Genomic DNA, 14,662 nt, shown 5'->3' with positions numbered 1-14,662 from the left:
GTATGCGGCGGCCATGATCCCGGGTCTAATCCTGACCGCTCTGTTCATGCTGACCATCGTGGTGATCTGCGCGCTGTGGCCCAATCTCGCCGGTGATAGAGAGGATGGGGTCCCGCTGCGAGAGCGGCTTGCACGCGTCAAGGACCTCACCGGCCCAATCGTCGTCTTCGCCATCATCATGGGCTCGGTCTACACCGGCTGGGCGACGGTCACGGAATCGGCAGCGCTCGCGGTAATCGCGACGATCATCATTGCAGCCCTCCAGCGCAGGCTGACGGTAGCGATGCTGCATGACTCCTTCATCGCGACGGCGAACCTGACCGCGATCACCATGTTGATCCTGGCAGTGGCGTTCTACCTGAACTTCGCGCTCGGCCTGCTCAACGTCACGCAGACGCTGAGCGCCTGGGTCGGCGGCCTAGGCGCCAGCCCGCTCGCGCTCAAATGGGTGTTGGCCCTGTTTTACGTCCTGCTCGGCATCTTCTTCGAGACGCTGCCGATGATGGTCGGCACGGTGCCAATCCTGTTTCCCATTATTGTCGCCGCCGGCATCGATCCGATCTGGTTCGGGGTGTTCATCGTGCTGATGTGCGAGATGTCGCTGCTTACGCCACCGGTCGGCATGACGTTGTACGTCATCCAAACGGTTCGGCGCGAAGGCAATATCGGCACCGTGTTCGCGGGAACTATTCCTTTCGTGATCGCCATGATCGTGATGACCGCGCTCCTTATCCATTTCCCGCAGATGGCGACCTGGGCCAGCAAGGTCACGCCGCCATAATCTGGGTGGCGCATGACAAGGTTCTATGGATATCCGTGTCGCAACCGACCGCGCGCGACTATCGTCGGCATGCGCCTGATGTCGCAAATCCTCCCGGGCGGTTGTTCAGCGTTAGCTGTGGGACCTTGGACGAATTCATTATCGCCTATGCCGGTGCCCGTCCCGTTGTGCCTCTAAAGAATTCCGGTGGCTGGGCCGACCGCGTCATTCCCTGCTTGCAGGACGGCAGGTATGTCGATTACCGCCAGACCGCCGAGATCTCGATTGCGGACACACCTGCCGCCGCGATCGAACGCGCTCTCGCCCTCGCGACCGATATCACCGCGAAGATCCTACCCTCAAATCCAGGTCTGACGATGCTGCGCATTGGCATGCTGACACCGTCCTCCAACACGGTGCTCGAACCCGTCACCAACGCGATGCTTTCGGGCGTCGATGGCGTAAGCGCTCATTTCAGCCGCTTCAAGGTCACCGAGATCGCGCTTGATGCGAAGGCGCTGGCGCAGTTCGACGACAGCGAAATTCTCCGTGCGGCTGAACTACTCGCCCATGCCAAGGTCGATGTGATCTCGTGGAACGGCACCTCGGCGAGTTGGCTCGGGATCGAGCGCGACCGGACGCTGGCCGAGCGCATCACGCAGGCGACCGGGATCAGAGCCAGCACCTGCATCCTGTCGCTGGTCGAGGTCCTCGAACGCATCGGTGCGACGAGCCAGGGACTGGTCTCGCCCTATACCGATGATGTGCAGGCGAAGATCGTCGCGATCTATGCGGCGGCCGGCATCGCCTGTCCGGCCGAACGCCATCTCGGCATCCGCGACAATTTTGCCTTCGGAACGGTGCCCGAGGCGACGGTTGGCGCGATGATCGCAGAGGTCGCCGCTGCAGGGCCCGAGGCTGTCAGCGTGCTCTGCACCAATATGAACGGCGCACGGATCGGGGCGGAGCTGGAGACCGAAACGGGGCCGATGATCCTCGATTCCGTTGCCGTGACCTTGTGGGGCTGCCTGATGGCCATCGGCTTTCCGCTTGCGCCCTTCGCGTGCTGGGGCCGGCTGTTCCGCGATCCGAGGCTGGTTGCGCCACGTGAAGGTTTTGTTGCTCGCCCCCCAACACCAGCGAGAGCCTGACATCGCGGCTGCTGGACGTGGCCCTGCAGGTGATCGCACCCGGACTGAAATCGTGCCGGCAACGGCGCGCTGTGGGCGGCCGTCCACCACACCCGGGAGCTAGCTCTTCCTCTCCCCCTAACATGAGATGCGCCGCGATCAGGGATCACGGCGCATCAGGGGCAGCTGCGAGCGGGCGATAAGCCGCCAGGCTACTTTACGACTGTGAGCCACATCCGCGGCTTGTTGTCCGAGGTCTGGACGAGGGACGCGATCCGCGACCTTGCGGCCCAGGCCATCGGCTGCTGATGCAGCGGGATGAACATGTGCTGATCCTTGGCGATTTTCATCGCCGCGGTCAGCAGGGCGGTGCGTTTGGCGGCATCGTTCTCGATGGCAGCTTGGGCATTCAGGGCATCGATCCTATCATCGCCCCATTCGCCCCAGTTGAAGACGCCGGCCGCGGCATCCTTCTTATGGATCACCTGCGTCAGCAACGAGGACGAATCCAGTGTGGGCTCATTGGCCCAGCCGAACGCCACCACGTCGAACTCACCCCGAACACGCTTCGGTGTCTGCTGGCTGCGCGGGCCGATGCTGAGATTGGGCCGAAGGCCGATACGCGACCACATCGAGGCGACGGCCTGGCAGAACTCCTCCTCGTTTATGAGAGCGTCGCTGGCGCAGTTCATCAAGAAGGAGAAGCCATTGGGATACCCAGCCTCGGTCAGGAGGCGGCGCGCTTCGGTTGCATCGAAGGGCAGGCGCTGGTCGAGCTCGGGAGTGAAGCCCGGTATCGATGGTGCGACAAGGGCGCCGGTGGTGCGAGACAGGCCACGCATGGCGCGAGTTTGGATCGCGGTAATGTCGATCCCGCGATACATGGCTTCGCGCACGCGAATATCGCGTAGCGGGTTCTTGTCCTGCACATCGCTTTCCGTGAGTTTCTCGCGCCAGTTGAACCCGAAGAATGTTGAGCGAAGCTCGTTCGCCTGGAGGACCTTGATATCCGGCGAGGCCGATAGGCGGGTGAGATCCTGCAGCGGCGCGGCATTGGTGAAATCGATCTCACCCGAGAGCATGGCCGCGACGCGCGTCGCCGCCGATCCGATCGGAATGAACTCGATGCGCTCGAGATTATGGATGGGCTTATCCCACCACGAAGTATTCCTGACGAAGACCGTCTGGGTGTCCCGTCGTCGGGAGACGATCTTGAAGGGACCGGTGCCGTTCGTGTTGCTCGTGGCGAAACCTTCGACGCCCTTACCGGCATCGGTGGGCAGCAGGCTGTTATTCGTGATCAGCCACGCCTTGTTGAAGATGTGGACATTGGTCAGGTCGTTCAGGAGCAACGGATTTGGGCTGTCGAGCTCGATCTCGACGACGGAATCGCTGATTTTTCGAGCGCTCTTGTAACCGTGCAGTTCTCCCCGCATCGGCGAAGTGGGATGCGTGATTCGCTCTAGTGATGCGATGACGTCATCCGCGCCGAAGGGGGCGCCGTCATGGAAGGTGACGCCGGAACGCAAGGTGAAGCGCCAGAGCGTCGGCGAGGCAATCGTCCAGGCGGTGGCAAGTGCCGGTTCGATTTCCTGCTTGCCGTTATAGCGAACCAGTCCTTCATAGACATGGTTCAGGACCGAAAGGGCGTAAGTATCGCCAAAAGAATATGGGTCCAGCGAGCCGATCTCGCGGGGCGACCCCCACTTGAGCGTCTGCGCTTCGGCACGCCCCATTCCCGCATGTCCGACGCCCGCCGCGAATGCGGCTACCATCACCATCGAAAGCAAACGGCCCATCCAAACCCTCCACCAATGTCGTGCGGGATCGCACTGTCGGCAATAATTGCATACGATGCGATCCGCAGGCTGTATGCAATAAGAGCGACCTTATGTGCTGCATTTTTAATCAAGACTGCATGCAATCTTGTGCTAGCGTCAGTCTTGTGAGGCAAAAGCGGTAGGCGCAAATGGCAACCCGTCGTGTGGTTCTTCGGCTCAATCAGCAGCAAATCGAGTTACTCGGGCGCGCGGTCGCTGCAATCGGAGCACGCGATGTGCAGGCGCTTGTGCAACTGGCATTGAGCGAGGCCGCGGCGAAGCCGGCTGCAACGAATGGCGGGAGCACGCGGCAATGAGGACGGAAATCGCCAGGATCCGGCTCGAGCCCGGCACCGGGAAGGCCATTGAAGTCAGGGCTGGTCAGATTCTGCGGATCCAGCAGATCGAGGGGCAGCAATGCGTCGACTTCAACTGCTTCAATCTTCATGACTATAAGGAATTCATGCATTGCGGGCGCACGCGCACGGTGCACGGCTTCAATCCCAGTAAGGGCACGTTCCTCTGGTCGGCGCCGCCGCGCGAGCGGGCGATGCTCTACATTCTTGAAGATACATATGGCCGTAACGACGTGCTTTTCCCGCGTTGCAGCGCCTATCTCTATGAGAGCGCCTATGGCTTCGCAAAGCACACCAATTGCCACGACATCCAGGCCGAAGCACAGCGCGAATACGGGCTGACTCCGGACGACGTGCATGACAGCTTCAACCTTTTCATGTGCACGGAGATCACCGAAGCGGGATCGGCAACGATCACGCGACAGGCTTCACGGGCCGGCGACTATGTCGACCTCCTTGCCCTGATGGATGTCCTGGCGGTGCCAAACGTCTGCGGCGCCGACATCATGCGCACGAGCAATTTCGCGCTGAAGCCGGTTGAGGTGATCGTTCTCGAATCGACGGAGGAGGATCGAGAGCGCGTTCCGCGCACCCCGATCCTGTCCAGCCAGCGCACGCCGCGCGACTTCAAGAATCCAACGATCAAAGCCGATCGAGAACTGAGCCGCGATCCGGCCTACATGCCAGAATTCACCAACGTCCCATTGCATCAGGTCGAAATCGAGATCGACCTGACGGAGGAGGACGCTGCACGCTTCGAGGCGCTGCGACACGCGGTGCATGGCGACAACGACGGGGCTGCATTGCGCGACATCGTCTTCTCCTGGTGGGAGGCGCGATTCCTAGCGGCGAAGAGCGGCGCTCCTGCAATCGACGAAGCCTAGGATGCAAGACGCCGCAATGTGTTCGCTGCTCATCAAGCACGTCCGCCTCTGGCGAGGTCCAGGCCTCCTGCTTTCGCCGCCGCAGGATATCCTGATCCGGGACGGCATGATTGCCGCGACGGGCGAGCGACTTGCTGCGCCCGAAGGGAGCGCCGTCGAGGATGGCGACGGCAGGATCGCCATCCCTGGGCTCGTCGAAGCCCATACGCATCTGGGCTATTCCTTGCTCGGGCTGCCCTGGTTCCGAAACGAGGTCGGCCYGGCCCTGGCCGACAAGATCCAGGCCGAGAAGGATGAACTGCGCCGGCGGGGGATCGACCCGGAATTGCAATCGACGCGCCAGCTTGTCCGGTCGGCCGAACTGGGATCGACGTTGCTTCGTGGCCATGTCGCGATCGACACCGATGTCGGTCTGGCGCCGTTAGAAGGCGTCCTCAGATCGCGGGAGGCATGCCGTGGGACAATCGAGGTGCAGACGGTCGCGTTCCCGCAAGCGGGTCTGCTTTCTCGACCCGGCACCCTCGAACTGATGGAGCAGGCTCTTCGGATCGGCGCAGATATCGTCGGTGGCCTTGACCCCAGCCAGATCGACCGCGACCCGCGCGGCAGCCTTGACATGACATTCGGCCTTGCCGAGCGTTCAGGGAAGCCAATCGACATCCATCTGCACGAACCCGGAGAACTCGGGGCCTTCAGTGTCGAACTGATCCTCGAGCGCACGCGGGCGCTTGGCCTTCAGGGCCGCGTGATGATCAGCCACGCCTTCTGCCTTGGCGACATCGGACCTGCTTATGCTGGGCGGCTGGGCGAGATGCTGGCGCGCGAAAAGGTTGYCATCATGACGACGGCGCCCCTTGCCAGGGCGTGCCCGAGCCTTGCCCTGCTGACTTCGCTCGGCGTAATCGTCTGCTCCGGCTCGGACGGCGTCCGCGACACCTGGGGCCCCTTCAACAACGCCGACATGCTGGAACGCGCGATGCTTCTCGCTCAGCGCAACGGCTTCCGCCGGGACGATGATCTCGAGCTCGCGCTCGACTGTTGCACCTTCGGGGGCGCGCGGGCCCTGGGCGTCGCAGATTACGGTCTGCATAACGGCGCACGGGGCAATCTAGTCCTACTGACGGGTGAGACACTCGCCGACGCGATCGTCACCCGCTCCCCGAACCGGACCGTTGTCAGGCAGGGTAGAGTGATCGCGCGCGACAGCGAGTTTGTGGCCGCTGCCGCTTCGTAGAGTGGTTTTGGGCCGGTCGTGGGCGAGCCAGAATCCAGTTTCCCTGGCTCCGTCTGGAACCTAGCTGGCGGAAGGCACGCCTGATTCTATGGTTTAGGCATTTTTGCACAGTCCGCTTTTGTGAGGCACAACAATGTCCGCAAATGCGCGACCCAGCCTCGCCGGTCGGCCTTGAGGAATGCCCGGAAACCACCCTTGTATGCCCCATTCAACGTCAGCTCTCTGGCACATTATCGAACCATAAAGCTCATCCGCTGAGGCCGATCAGCGTCGCGGGCCGGTGGTCGTCCCGGTCATGCGCCCGCTGGAATCACGGAACGTCGTCGTCCCCTGGCTGTCGGTCGAGGCGCGCCCCGTCGTCCTGCCATCTGGGCCGTAGAAGGTCTGGTTGCCTTGGCTGTCGGTCGTTGAGCGGCCTGTGACGCGCCCGGAACTGTCGCGGAAGGTCTGCTGCGACTGCTGCGCCCCTGCATCGCCCGCCAGAGCTGCGAGCGTCAGGCCGGCGATGATGGCGGTCGTCCTACTCATGGTCGCCTCCCAGTTCAGTCTGGTTACGGACGCCGTGATCCGCTCTCGGCGCTACGGCGGGCGGGGCTTTTCCATTCCGGCCGGGGAGCCTTGGCTTCGCATCGCGGTTGGCCAAAGGTCTCCTTTCGGTTTGAGCGAACTACCCCGCTTGCGTGCGCAGGCGGGGATTTTGTTATGTCAAAATATATTGCCTCCAGTCGAGAGGCATAGATTCTCGCCCGTACCCATGGCGGAGGAAGGAGCCATGCCATTCTCATCGCTGAGCGACCCGGTCGACCTGGCCCGCGCGCAAGCCGCGCTTGATGCTGCCTGGTCCGAGATCCGATCGACCACTCCCGATGCATTTGACCAGCGAGATCGAACGAAGCTGGCTTACATCGTGGCAAGCTTGGTCGCAGTTGCGGAGGATGAGGACGATCTGACGCTTCGGGCGATCGAGCGATTTCGACGCTCCCTCGTTGTATGAGCGTTTGCGTCGGTGGAACTCCGCTGCCGCTACCTCGTTTTGGAAGTGCTACTATCGCGACGTGACCCGCGATGGTTGTGGTGGCCACCTGCCCAGATGGTTACCGAAGGGAGCCGGTACAGCCCCCCAGCACTCGGCTCCCTTCTCCCGCCGATCGGGAAGTTAGCCGCGGATGTACCGGCGGCACCGATCGGCCGGTAGACCATGGAATTCARAAGCGGCCGTTCGCCCGCGCGCGACGACGGTCAYRGGCCCGGCACTCCGAAAKGGGGCCGGGCCTCTTTGCTTCCCCTCCGCAGCTAAAATGCTGGTCGGTCAGGGCCATTTTTACTTCTTCTAATTAGGAACTGAGACGAGGCGCTTGCGTTGATGGCCGTCGCACCGAGGTGCGTGGACTGGAGAAGGGGCCTGAAAGGAGAAGCTATGCGAATTTTTGCGACGATCGCCACCTTCACCGCAGTGGGAGGATACTTCGTCGCCTTGCATTGGCTGACGCGTCCGTCCGCCTCTGACGCTGGCACGYGGATTGACGTCAAAGGCCCACCTAAACCGGGAGGCCGCTGACGTAAATGCCGGCGCTGTTCGTACTGGCCGCTCTCACAGCCGTGATACTCGGCGTGATCGGATACGTATCTTTCAGGTGAGAGGAAGGAGTGGTGAAGAAGCSCGCAAATCCAGGGTGATGTTGTTTCAATTACCGGGAGGACATCAGAATGTCCCTACGCGCAAGGTGCTTCGCAAGCTGGTCTACGTCGGCAGTGTCGGCACCGGCTTCAGCCACGCCAGCGCGACCGCGCTCCGCAAGCAGATGGACGAACTCGTTATCCTGAAGCCGGCGATCAGCCGGAGTGGGCGTCGCCAGGCCTATCGCTGGTTAAAGCCGGCGCTGGGGGCGGAAGTCGAGTTCCGTGCGTGGACCGACGACGGCAAGCTTCGGCACGCGTCGTTCAAGGGCCTGCGCGAAGGAGAGGATGCTGCCGACGTGTATGCGCTGGAATAGGCTCAGCTGCGCGAAAATTCGCCGCCCGCTTACCTATTGCTTACCCGGGTCCGAACGCATCCCGCCGACGTCGGTGTAAGTACCTGATTTTATTGGCGCGCCCGACACGATTCGAACGTGTGACCTTTGCCTTCGGAGGGCAACGCTCTATCCAGCTGAGCTACGGGCGCTAACCGTGAAGGCTGGATAGCCGATCCCCGCCGCTTCGGCAATGCGGGATTTTGCGAAGGAGCACATGCCCGAAGAGGCAAAGGTCACACGTTCGAATCGTGTCGGGCGCGCCGCGAGTGTGGCTGATGAGCGCCGGCAACCAAACCCGTGCATAACGCCGGGACTGGGGCCAGCCACAGAATTGGCAATCACGCCGCTCGGCAGAACCGAAGCGCAACCAATTTTTTGCAACGATCCGGGAAGGCAGCGCCGCTAATGGCCCTTTCCGGACTCTGACCATGTCCGCTTTCAGGCATTCTGGTTCGAGCTCAGTTCAACAGCCAGAAGGGGGCATGTCGAGCTCTACGGACGTCGGCTTGGCAATACGCGGGCTGTCGCCATGTCTGAATTTTGCCTGGCCCAAAAGCGCTTAGTGGCCTGCAGTCGGCCATGCCATTCCGTTCATCAGGTTAGCATCCCGTAGCGCTATACGGGCAATCGACAGCCGACCTCAGCGCGACGGGAGATCGCGCGTGAGCATCACCGCTGCGGCATCGCGGGAACCTCGCAGCGTTGTTGGCATGAAGTTCCCCCCCTTTGAGCATGAGTTTGGTCATGATGCGCAGGATTTGCTCGTCCGATTGGGCAACGCCCGCGGCGTCAAAGTCCTTGCGGATTTTGCTGAACAGGTCACTGCGCTCGGGATCGACCGTGCCCCTGGCAAAGTCGTCCGAATAGGCATCGGCGTCCCGGCCCGAGCTTGCCAATTTCTCAGCGGCCCACCTGCGAGGAGCTTGTTGCGGAGGATCGTCCTCTGCGCATCGTTTGAACTGGTCCTTCGAAATTCTCCGATTGCCGGCCGGTGAATGCGCCTTCCGCTGTAGCTCCGTGGCCCGATGGATTGCATCGCTGGAACCGATGTAGCTTCAGGATGGTGTCAACAAAGCCGATTGGAAAGCGGCCTCTCACGCTTTTGGCTCAGGAACCAACCCGGCAGCGTTGACGGTTAGCGAGTTCAGCGCCGTGTAGCGTTCGATGGCACCGCGTGCGTTGAAGAGCAACCGGTCTGGGCCAAGCAACGTGTCCAGGCCTGCATGGCGAATGACCTCGAGCGCACCAGGGTTCAGGCCCACGAACCAGACTGTGACAGCCTGTTCTGCCATCCGTCTCTCGCCTTCCAGCAGCATCTGGAGGGCCGAATACTCGATGTCCGGAACGCGGCTGAGGTCGAGCGCGAGGACCCGCGGCTTATGCTGACCAACGAGAGCGGCGATCTGATCAACCACATCCTGTGCATTGATGAAGAAGAGCCGCCCTTCCGGCCGCACGATCAACAATCCCTCGAAGGTTTCGTCATCGGGGTTTTCAGGTCCAAGAGGGCGGAGCACGTCGGCTCCACGCTTGCGGCCGATCACCGTAACCCGGGGGTGGAAAGTCTGGCTGGCCAGTCCGATCAGCGACAGGATGACCGCGATGACAATACCCTGAAGGGTTCCAAAGATCAGGACGCCAAGGGTTGCGACAATCGCCCAGCGGAACTCCATCGTGCGCACTTGGCGAATGGCGTTGAACTCCGCCGGCTGGATAAGAGGAATTGAGTAGACGATGACGATGGCTGCCAGCGTGGCATTCGGCAGGAGGCCGAGCAAAGGCGCGAACAGGAGCATGGTTGCAAGAGCCGCCGCCGCAGTCACCAGCGAGGCCGCCTGTGTTCTCCCGCCCGCTGCGCGAACAACGCCTGTTTGCGACGTGCCGCCGCCGCCCGGCATCGCGCCAAGCAAGGAGCCGACAAGATTGGCTGCGCCTGTCGCCACCAACTCTCGATTGGCATTGATCGGAGGATCGCGCGGACGAACAAAAGCCCGGCCTGCCGCAATGGTTTCGGTGAAACTCATCAGGGCAATCCCGAACGCTCCCGGCAGCAGCTGCAGTGCGAGCGCAAGATTGGGGAGCGTCAACGACGGAAGGCCCTGCGGTATATGCCCCACGGTAGAGACGCCCTGAGCGCCCAGGTGAAAGATCCACGAGGCTGCGATCGCGCCGGCCACTGCGATGAGGGGGGCGGGCGAATGCGGCTTGAGAAGCTCCATCCCGATCAGGACGATCACAGTCGCCGCCGCTACCGCGACAGTCAGCAGTGACGCCTCCGGAAGCGCGCGCACGACGCTCAGAATGTCGGCAAAGAAGGACTGTTTTGTGATGTGCACTCCGAAGAGCTTGGGCGCCTGGTCCAGCAGGATTACGAGGCCGATGCCGGCCTTGAAGCCTGTGAGTACCGGCGCGGAGATGAAATTGGCGACGAAGCCCAGGCGCAGGAGCCTGGCGAGAAGCAACAAGGCGCCAACCAGGGCCGTCAGCGTCGCCGTCGCAGTGAGCAGCTTGGTCGGGTCGCCGTCCGGGACCACTGCACCGAGTTGGGCGCCAGTGAGGATCGCAAGCGTGGTGGTGGAACTGACGCTGAGTACGCGGGAGGAGCCGAGCAATCCGTAGACGGCCATCGGCACGAGGGAGGTGTAGAGACCAACCTGTACGGGCAGGCCCGCCACGGTGGCGTAGGCCATGGCCTTGGGCAGCACGACGGCGGCCGCGGTAAGCCCCGCGACGACGTCGAAGCGGAGCCCGCCAGCATTCAAGTGGTTCCCGTGCATTGAAGCAGCCTGCATTGACACCGCCATCGCACAAGCTCGAAAGCTTGAAATACGCAAAGGGAGCCGAGCATCCTGACTAAAACCGCCGCCAACGTCTACTGCAGTACTTCAACCTAGCTTTTACGCGCACTTCAGGAGACCTCCTCCGTCGTATGAAATCGGCTCCAACGAGGTAGCCGGGCCTTCCACCGCATCAGAGTTGCGAGTCGATCGGCAGGAGCTTCAACAGGTCCGCGCCGAGACGCCGGCGGAAGCGGGTCTCGGGCTCGTCGCGATAATGGACGCTTTGCCCATCCCGCGCCGTCTCCCAGACGATGCCGCCATTCGGGGCAAGAAGAACGCGGTAGCTGTTGGCGGGCACGACGCCCGTGGCCATGTAGGCGACCAGCCTTTCCGCCAGCTCCGGGCTCTCGATATAGAGCCCGGCTTCGGTGTTGATCACGGCGGAGCGCGGATCGAGGTTGAAGCTGCCGATGAACACAGCCTCGCGGTCGAAGGCCATGGCCTTGGCGTGCAAGGCTGCGGGTGACCGGCCGGAACGGAGCGACCAGCCCGGCCGGTAGGCGTCGGTATCCGGGCGCAGCTCGTAGAGCTCCATGCCGTTCTCCAGCAGCCGCCTGCGGGTCTTGGCGTAGCCTGAATGCGCCGGCAGCATGTCGTTCGAAGCCAGCGAATTGGTCAACACGCGCACCCGGACATTGCGCTGGTGCAGCGCCTTGACGGTTGCCTGCGCCCTGGCGGGCAGAACGAAATACGGCGTCTCGACCAGCAGTTCTTGCTTCAGCTCGGCGACCCGCCCGCGGATGAACGCAACCACATGGTCGCTCTCGATGCCCGGCGCGATGGTTTCCGGATCGTCGGCGATGACCCGGCCCTGTGCCCAGACGAGATTATCGCGAAGCTCCGCGCTCTGGGCCGCCAGTTCGTCGAGGTCCTGGTCGATCGGATAAGGGTATTTGGCCGCGTCGATCTCCCCGCGCAGGCGAATGAGGATGGCATCGAGATCGGCAGCGCCATAACTGCGCTCGACGAGCGCCGCGATCGGCACGGCCGACGGGCTGTTCCAGAACCGGTCGAAGACATCGGACAGATTGCGGACGACGGGCCCGACCGCCAAAACGTCCAGATCGCGATAATTGGCGATCGTGTTCACGCCATAATAGATGTCACCGATATTGCGGCCGCCCACGATCGCCGCAGCATTGTCGGCAACCATCAGCTTGTTGTGCATGCGGCGGTTCAACCGGCCGAAATCGACGATGTAATCAAGCGCTGACCAGCGCCGATTTGTCACCGGATTGAACAGGCGGATCTCGACATTGGGGTGAGCGTCGAGCGCGGCCTTGACGGCATCGCTGGCCTTGTAGAAAGCGTCGTCGACGAGAAGGCGGACCCTGACTCCGCGATCGGCCGCCTTCATCACGCTATCGACGATGATCCGACCGGTGATATCGCCGTCCCAGGAATAATACTGCATGTCGAGACTGCGCTCGGCCATGTCGGCAAGCGCGAGACGGGCGATGAAGGCCTCGCGCCCGTGGATCAGGAGGCTGAAGCCGGAGAGGCCGGGATGCTCGGCGGCGGCCGCGCCGAAGGATTGTCCCAGCCTGGTCGAAGCGGGATCCCCGAACGCCGTCGATGCGCTGCGCTGATCGTCGGACCAAGGGCGGGCGGCACGGCCGTTGAGAACCCGTCCCAGCCAATTCACGATCCTGCGTGGGATTGCGCGCGCGCCCGGTGACCGAGGCCGGACCGCCCCCGCAAAACGGCCGGTTCCCAATGGATCGGAGCGTATCGGGCTGGGCTTTTCGCGGCGCATGGTGCTCTCCACCATCCCTCGCTGGCAGACAAGCGCGGCCTAGGCAATCCGTCAAGCACAAGCCGCGGGCAAGTGGGTTCGGGCCGGAAAATCGGGGCCGATGCCGCGGAGGATGCCCAGGCCGGCGCGGCGGTCGTCGCGCCCGGCCCGCCCCCCGCAGCAGGGGACGGCGCGCGCCACGATCCGACAATTCGGTGACATCATGGCCTCAAAGCCTGTTCTCGAACGCGCAAAAAGGCGTACGTTACGCAAAGATTGCGCCGGCTATTTCCTGTGTGGGGGCCTCATGTCTGCAAGATCGGAGAGGCTCGCGTCGCCGAAGAGGTCGCAGCTGGAGGTCGTTTACGGCGCCAGCGCCGACGCGATCCCTACCAATCAGCCGCCACCCAACGAATTCACGCAAGAGATGTCGTTGGCGGAGCGGATGAAGGCCGGGAAGGCGCTCCGTGATCGCGTTTCGCGCCCACAGCACAGGACATGGGCGCCTAATGGAAGCCGCCCCGACCCGCTCGCCCTCCTGCAGGCTGCCGATGCCGATCGCATTCCCGAACTCGTTCCCATCCGCTATGGGCGCATGCTGCAGTCGCCCTTCGCGTTCTACCGGGGGTCGGCCGGCATCATGGCGGCCGATCTCAGCACCACGCCGAACACCGGAATGCAGGTGCAGGCCTGCGGCGACTGCCACCTGATGAATTTCGGGGGCTTTGCCACGCCCGAACGCAACATCCTCTTCGACATCAATGATTTCGACGAGACTCTTCCGGCCCCCTGGGAGTGGGACATCAAGCGGCTTGCGACCTCGTTCGTCCTCGCAGCCCGGTCGATCGGATTGCCGGCCAGGACGGCGCGTGACACCGCCATCGCCTGCGTGCGCAGCTACCGCAGGCACCTTGCCACTTACGCGGAAATGCATCCGCTCGACGTCTGGTACGCGCGCGTCACCGGTGACGATCTCGTCTCCCTGGCGCCAGCGCGAGAACGTGGCCGGATCCAGAAGCGGATCGCGAAAGCGGCCCAGCAGGACGGCTCTGAAACCGATTTTCCCAAGATCACGGACATGGTGGGCGGCCGCATCCGCATTCGCGACATGCCGCCCCTGATCTACCATCCCGAGGGATCGCGTGGTCCGGATTTCGAGGAGCAGTTGAAGCGGATCTTCCGCGATTACCGGGAGACCCTGTCAGAGGACCGTCGCGTCCTGCTCGACCGCTATCATCTGGTCGACGCAGCCATCAAGGTCGTTGGCGTCGGCAGCGTCGGGCGCCGCTGCTGGGTTGTCCTGATGATGTCGTCCTGCAACGACCCCTTGTTCCTGCAGTTCAAGGAGGCGGTGACCTCGGTGCTGGAGCCCTATGCCGGCACGAGCGCCTATTCCCAGCACGGCCAGCGTGTCGTCGTCGGGCAGCGCCTGATGCAGCCTGCGTCGGATCTGTTCCTTGGCTGGGTCACCGCTGAGCTTTCGGGCAAGCAGTTCTATGTGCGCCAGTTGCGCGACGCCAAGATCAAGCCGCTTGTCGTGACCTTCGACGCGGAGCTGCTCCTGAGCTACGCCCTCGCCTGCGGCTGGGTGCTGGCACGCGCCCATGCCGTCGCCGGCAACGCTGCCGGCATTAGCGGCTATCTCGGATCCAACGACCAGTTCGATGAGGCCCTGGGAGATTTCTCCGTGAGCTATGCCGACCAGGCCGAGCGCGATCATGCCGCCCTCAAGGCCGCCGTGCGCCAGGGCAAGGTCAAGGCCTATCTGGACGCCTAGCCCGCCAGCGCGACGATCTCCTCGGGCTTGTGCTTCTTCTGCGCCATAGCGACATCCTGCCAAGCCTCAAAAGCCTGTTTCACGGAGGGTCGTTTTTCAGGGGCAGGCCAA

12 protein-coding genes and 1 tRNA gene are annotated in these 14,662 nt (G+C 62.8%); 7 read left to right on the top strand and 6 right to left on the bottom strand.

Annotated elements, in window-relative coordinates:
* On the top strand, positions 1 to 781 hold a 781-nt coding region (locus AC1DVA_RS15690), incomplete at its 5' end, for a TRAP transporter large permease subunit (RefSeq protein WP_476806460.1).
* Positions 782 to 1,137: 356 nt separating this feature from the next.
* Entirely contained in the window at positions 1,138 to 1,911 is a 774-nt protein-coding gene (locus AC1DVA_RS15685) for a maleate cis-trans isomerase family protein (protein WP_476806466.1), read from the top strand.
* A gap of 191 nt (positions 1,912 to 2,102) precedes the next feature.
* Here AC1DVA_RS15685 and AC1DVA_RS15680 read toward each other — a convergent pair whose 3' ends face one another.
* Positions 2,103 to 3,671: an ABC transporter substrate-binding protein gene (locus AC1DVA_RS15680; protein ID WP_476806465.1), complete on the bottom strand. Its 1,569-nt coding sequence runs from the start codon at positions 3,669 to 3,671 to the stop codon at positions 2,103 to 2,105.
* A 352-nt stretch (positions 3,672 to 4,023) separates the two neighbouring features.
* On the opposite strand from AC1DVA_RS15680, the gene AC1DVA_RS15675 reads away from it, so the two are divergent.
* The gene (locus AC1DVA_RS15675) at positions 4,024 to 4,950 is read left to right on the top strand and encodes a DUF1989 domain-containing protein (protein ID WP_476806459.1); all 927 of its coding nucleotides are present in this window, start codon (positions 4,024 to 4,026) and stop codon (positions 4,948 to 4,950) included.
* Position 4,951: 1 nt separating this feature from the next.
* Positions 4,952 to 6,184: an amidohydrolase family protein gene (locus AC1DVA_RS15670; RefSeq protein ID WP_476806458.1), complete on the top strand. Its 1,233-nt coding sequence runs from the start codon at positions 4,952 to 4,954 to the stop codon at positions 6,182 to 6,184.
* Between the two features lie 264 nt (positions 6,185 to 6,448).
* On the opposite strand, the gene AC1DVA_RS15665 is transcribed toward AC1DVA_RS15670, so the two are convergent.
* Positions 6,449 to 6,712, bottom strand: a complete 264-nt coding sequence (locus AC1DVA_RS15665; RefSeq protein WP_476806457.1) for a hypothetical protein — start codon at positions 6,710 to 6,712, stop codon at positions 6,449 to 6,451.
* 244 nt (positions 6,713 to 6,956) lie between these two features.
* On the opposite strand from AC1DVA_RS15665, the gene AC1DVA_RS15660 reads away from it, so the two are divergent.
* Positions 6,957 to 7,178: a hypothetical protein gene (locus AC1DVA_RS15660; RefSeq protein WP_265052912.1), complete on the top strand. Its 222-nt coding sequence runs from the start codon at positions 6,957 to 6,959 to the stop codon at positions 7,176 to 7,178.
* Between the two features lie 730 nt (positions 7,179 to 7,908).
* Complete coding sequence (locus AC1DVA_RS15655; protein WP_476806456.1) at positions 7,909 to 8,178, top strand: ATP dependent DNA ligase; 270 nt, start codon at positions 7,909 to 7,911, stop codon at positions 8,176 to 8,178.
* A gap of 93 nt (positions 8,179 to 8,271) precedes the next feature.
* Here the strand turns inward: AC1DVA_RS15655 and AC1DVA_RS15650 are convergent.
* From AC1DVA_RS15650 to AC1DVA_RS15635, 4 genes are all read right to left on the bottom strand, one after another.
* A tRNA-Arg gene (locus AC1DVA_RS15650) sits at positions 8,272 to 8,348 on the bottom strand.
* Between the two features lie 450 nt (positions 8,349 to 8,798).
* Positions 8,799 to 9,095 carry an ATPase inhibitor subunit zeta gene (locus AC1DVA_RS15645; protein ID WP_476806455.1) on the bottom strand — a complete coding sequence of 99 codons (297 nt, stop codon included), beginning with the start codon at positions 9,093 to 9,095 and terminating at the stop codon, positions 8,799 to 8,801.
* Between the two features lie 198 nt (positions 9,096 to 9,293).
* On the bottom strand, positions 9,294 to 10,991 hold the full coding sequence (locus AC1DVA_RS15640; RefSeq protein ID WP_476806464.1) for a SulP family inorganic anion transporter: 1,698 nt from the start codon (positions 10,989 to 10,991) through the stop codon (positions 9,294 to 9,296).
* Between the two features lie 178 nt (positions 10,992 to 11,169).
* Positions 11,170 to 12,684, bottom strand: coding sequence for a phospholipase D family protein (locus tag AC1DVA_RS15635; RefSeq protein ID WP_476806454.1), 1,515 nt, complete (start codon positions 12,682 to 12,684; stop codon positions 11,170 to 11,172).
* Between the two features lie 535 nt (positions 12,685 to 13,219).
* Between AC1DVA_RS15635 and AC1DVA_RS15630 the strand changes: the two genes are divergently transcribed.
* Positions 13,220 to 14,551: a DUF2252 domain-containing protein gene (locus tag AC1DVA_RS15630; RefSeq protein ID WP_265051324.1), complete on the top strand. Its 1,332-nt coding sequence runs from the start codon at positions 13,220 to 13,222 to the stop codon at positions 14,549 to 14,551.
* Positions 14,552 to 14,662: the final 111 nt, after the last annotated feature.

This window comes from Allobosea sp. P4_C6 (assembly GCF_056402015.1).
This window is presented reverse-complemented; position numbering and strand designations above follow the sequence as displayed.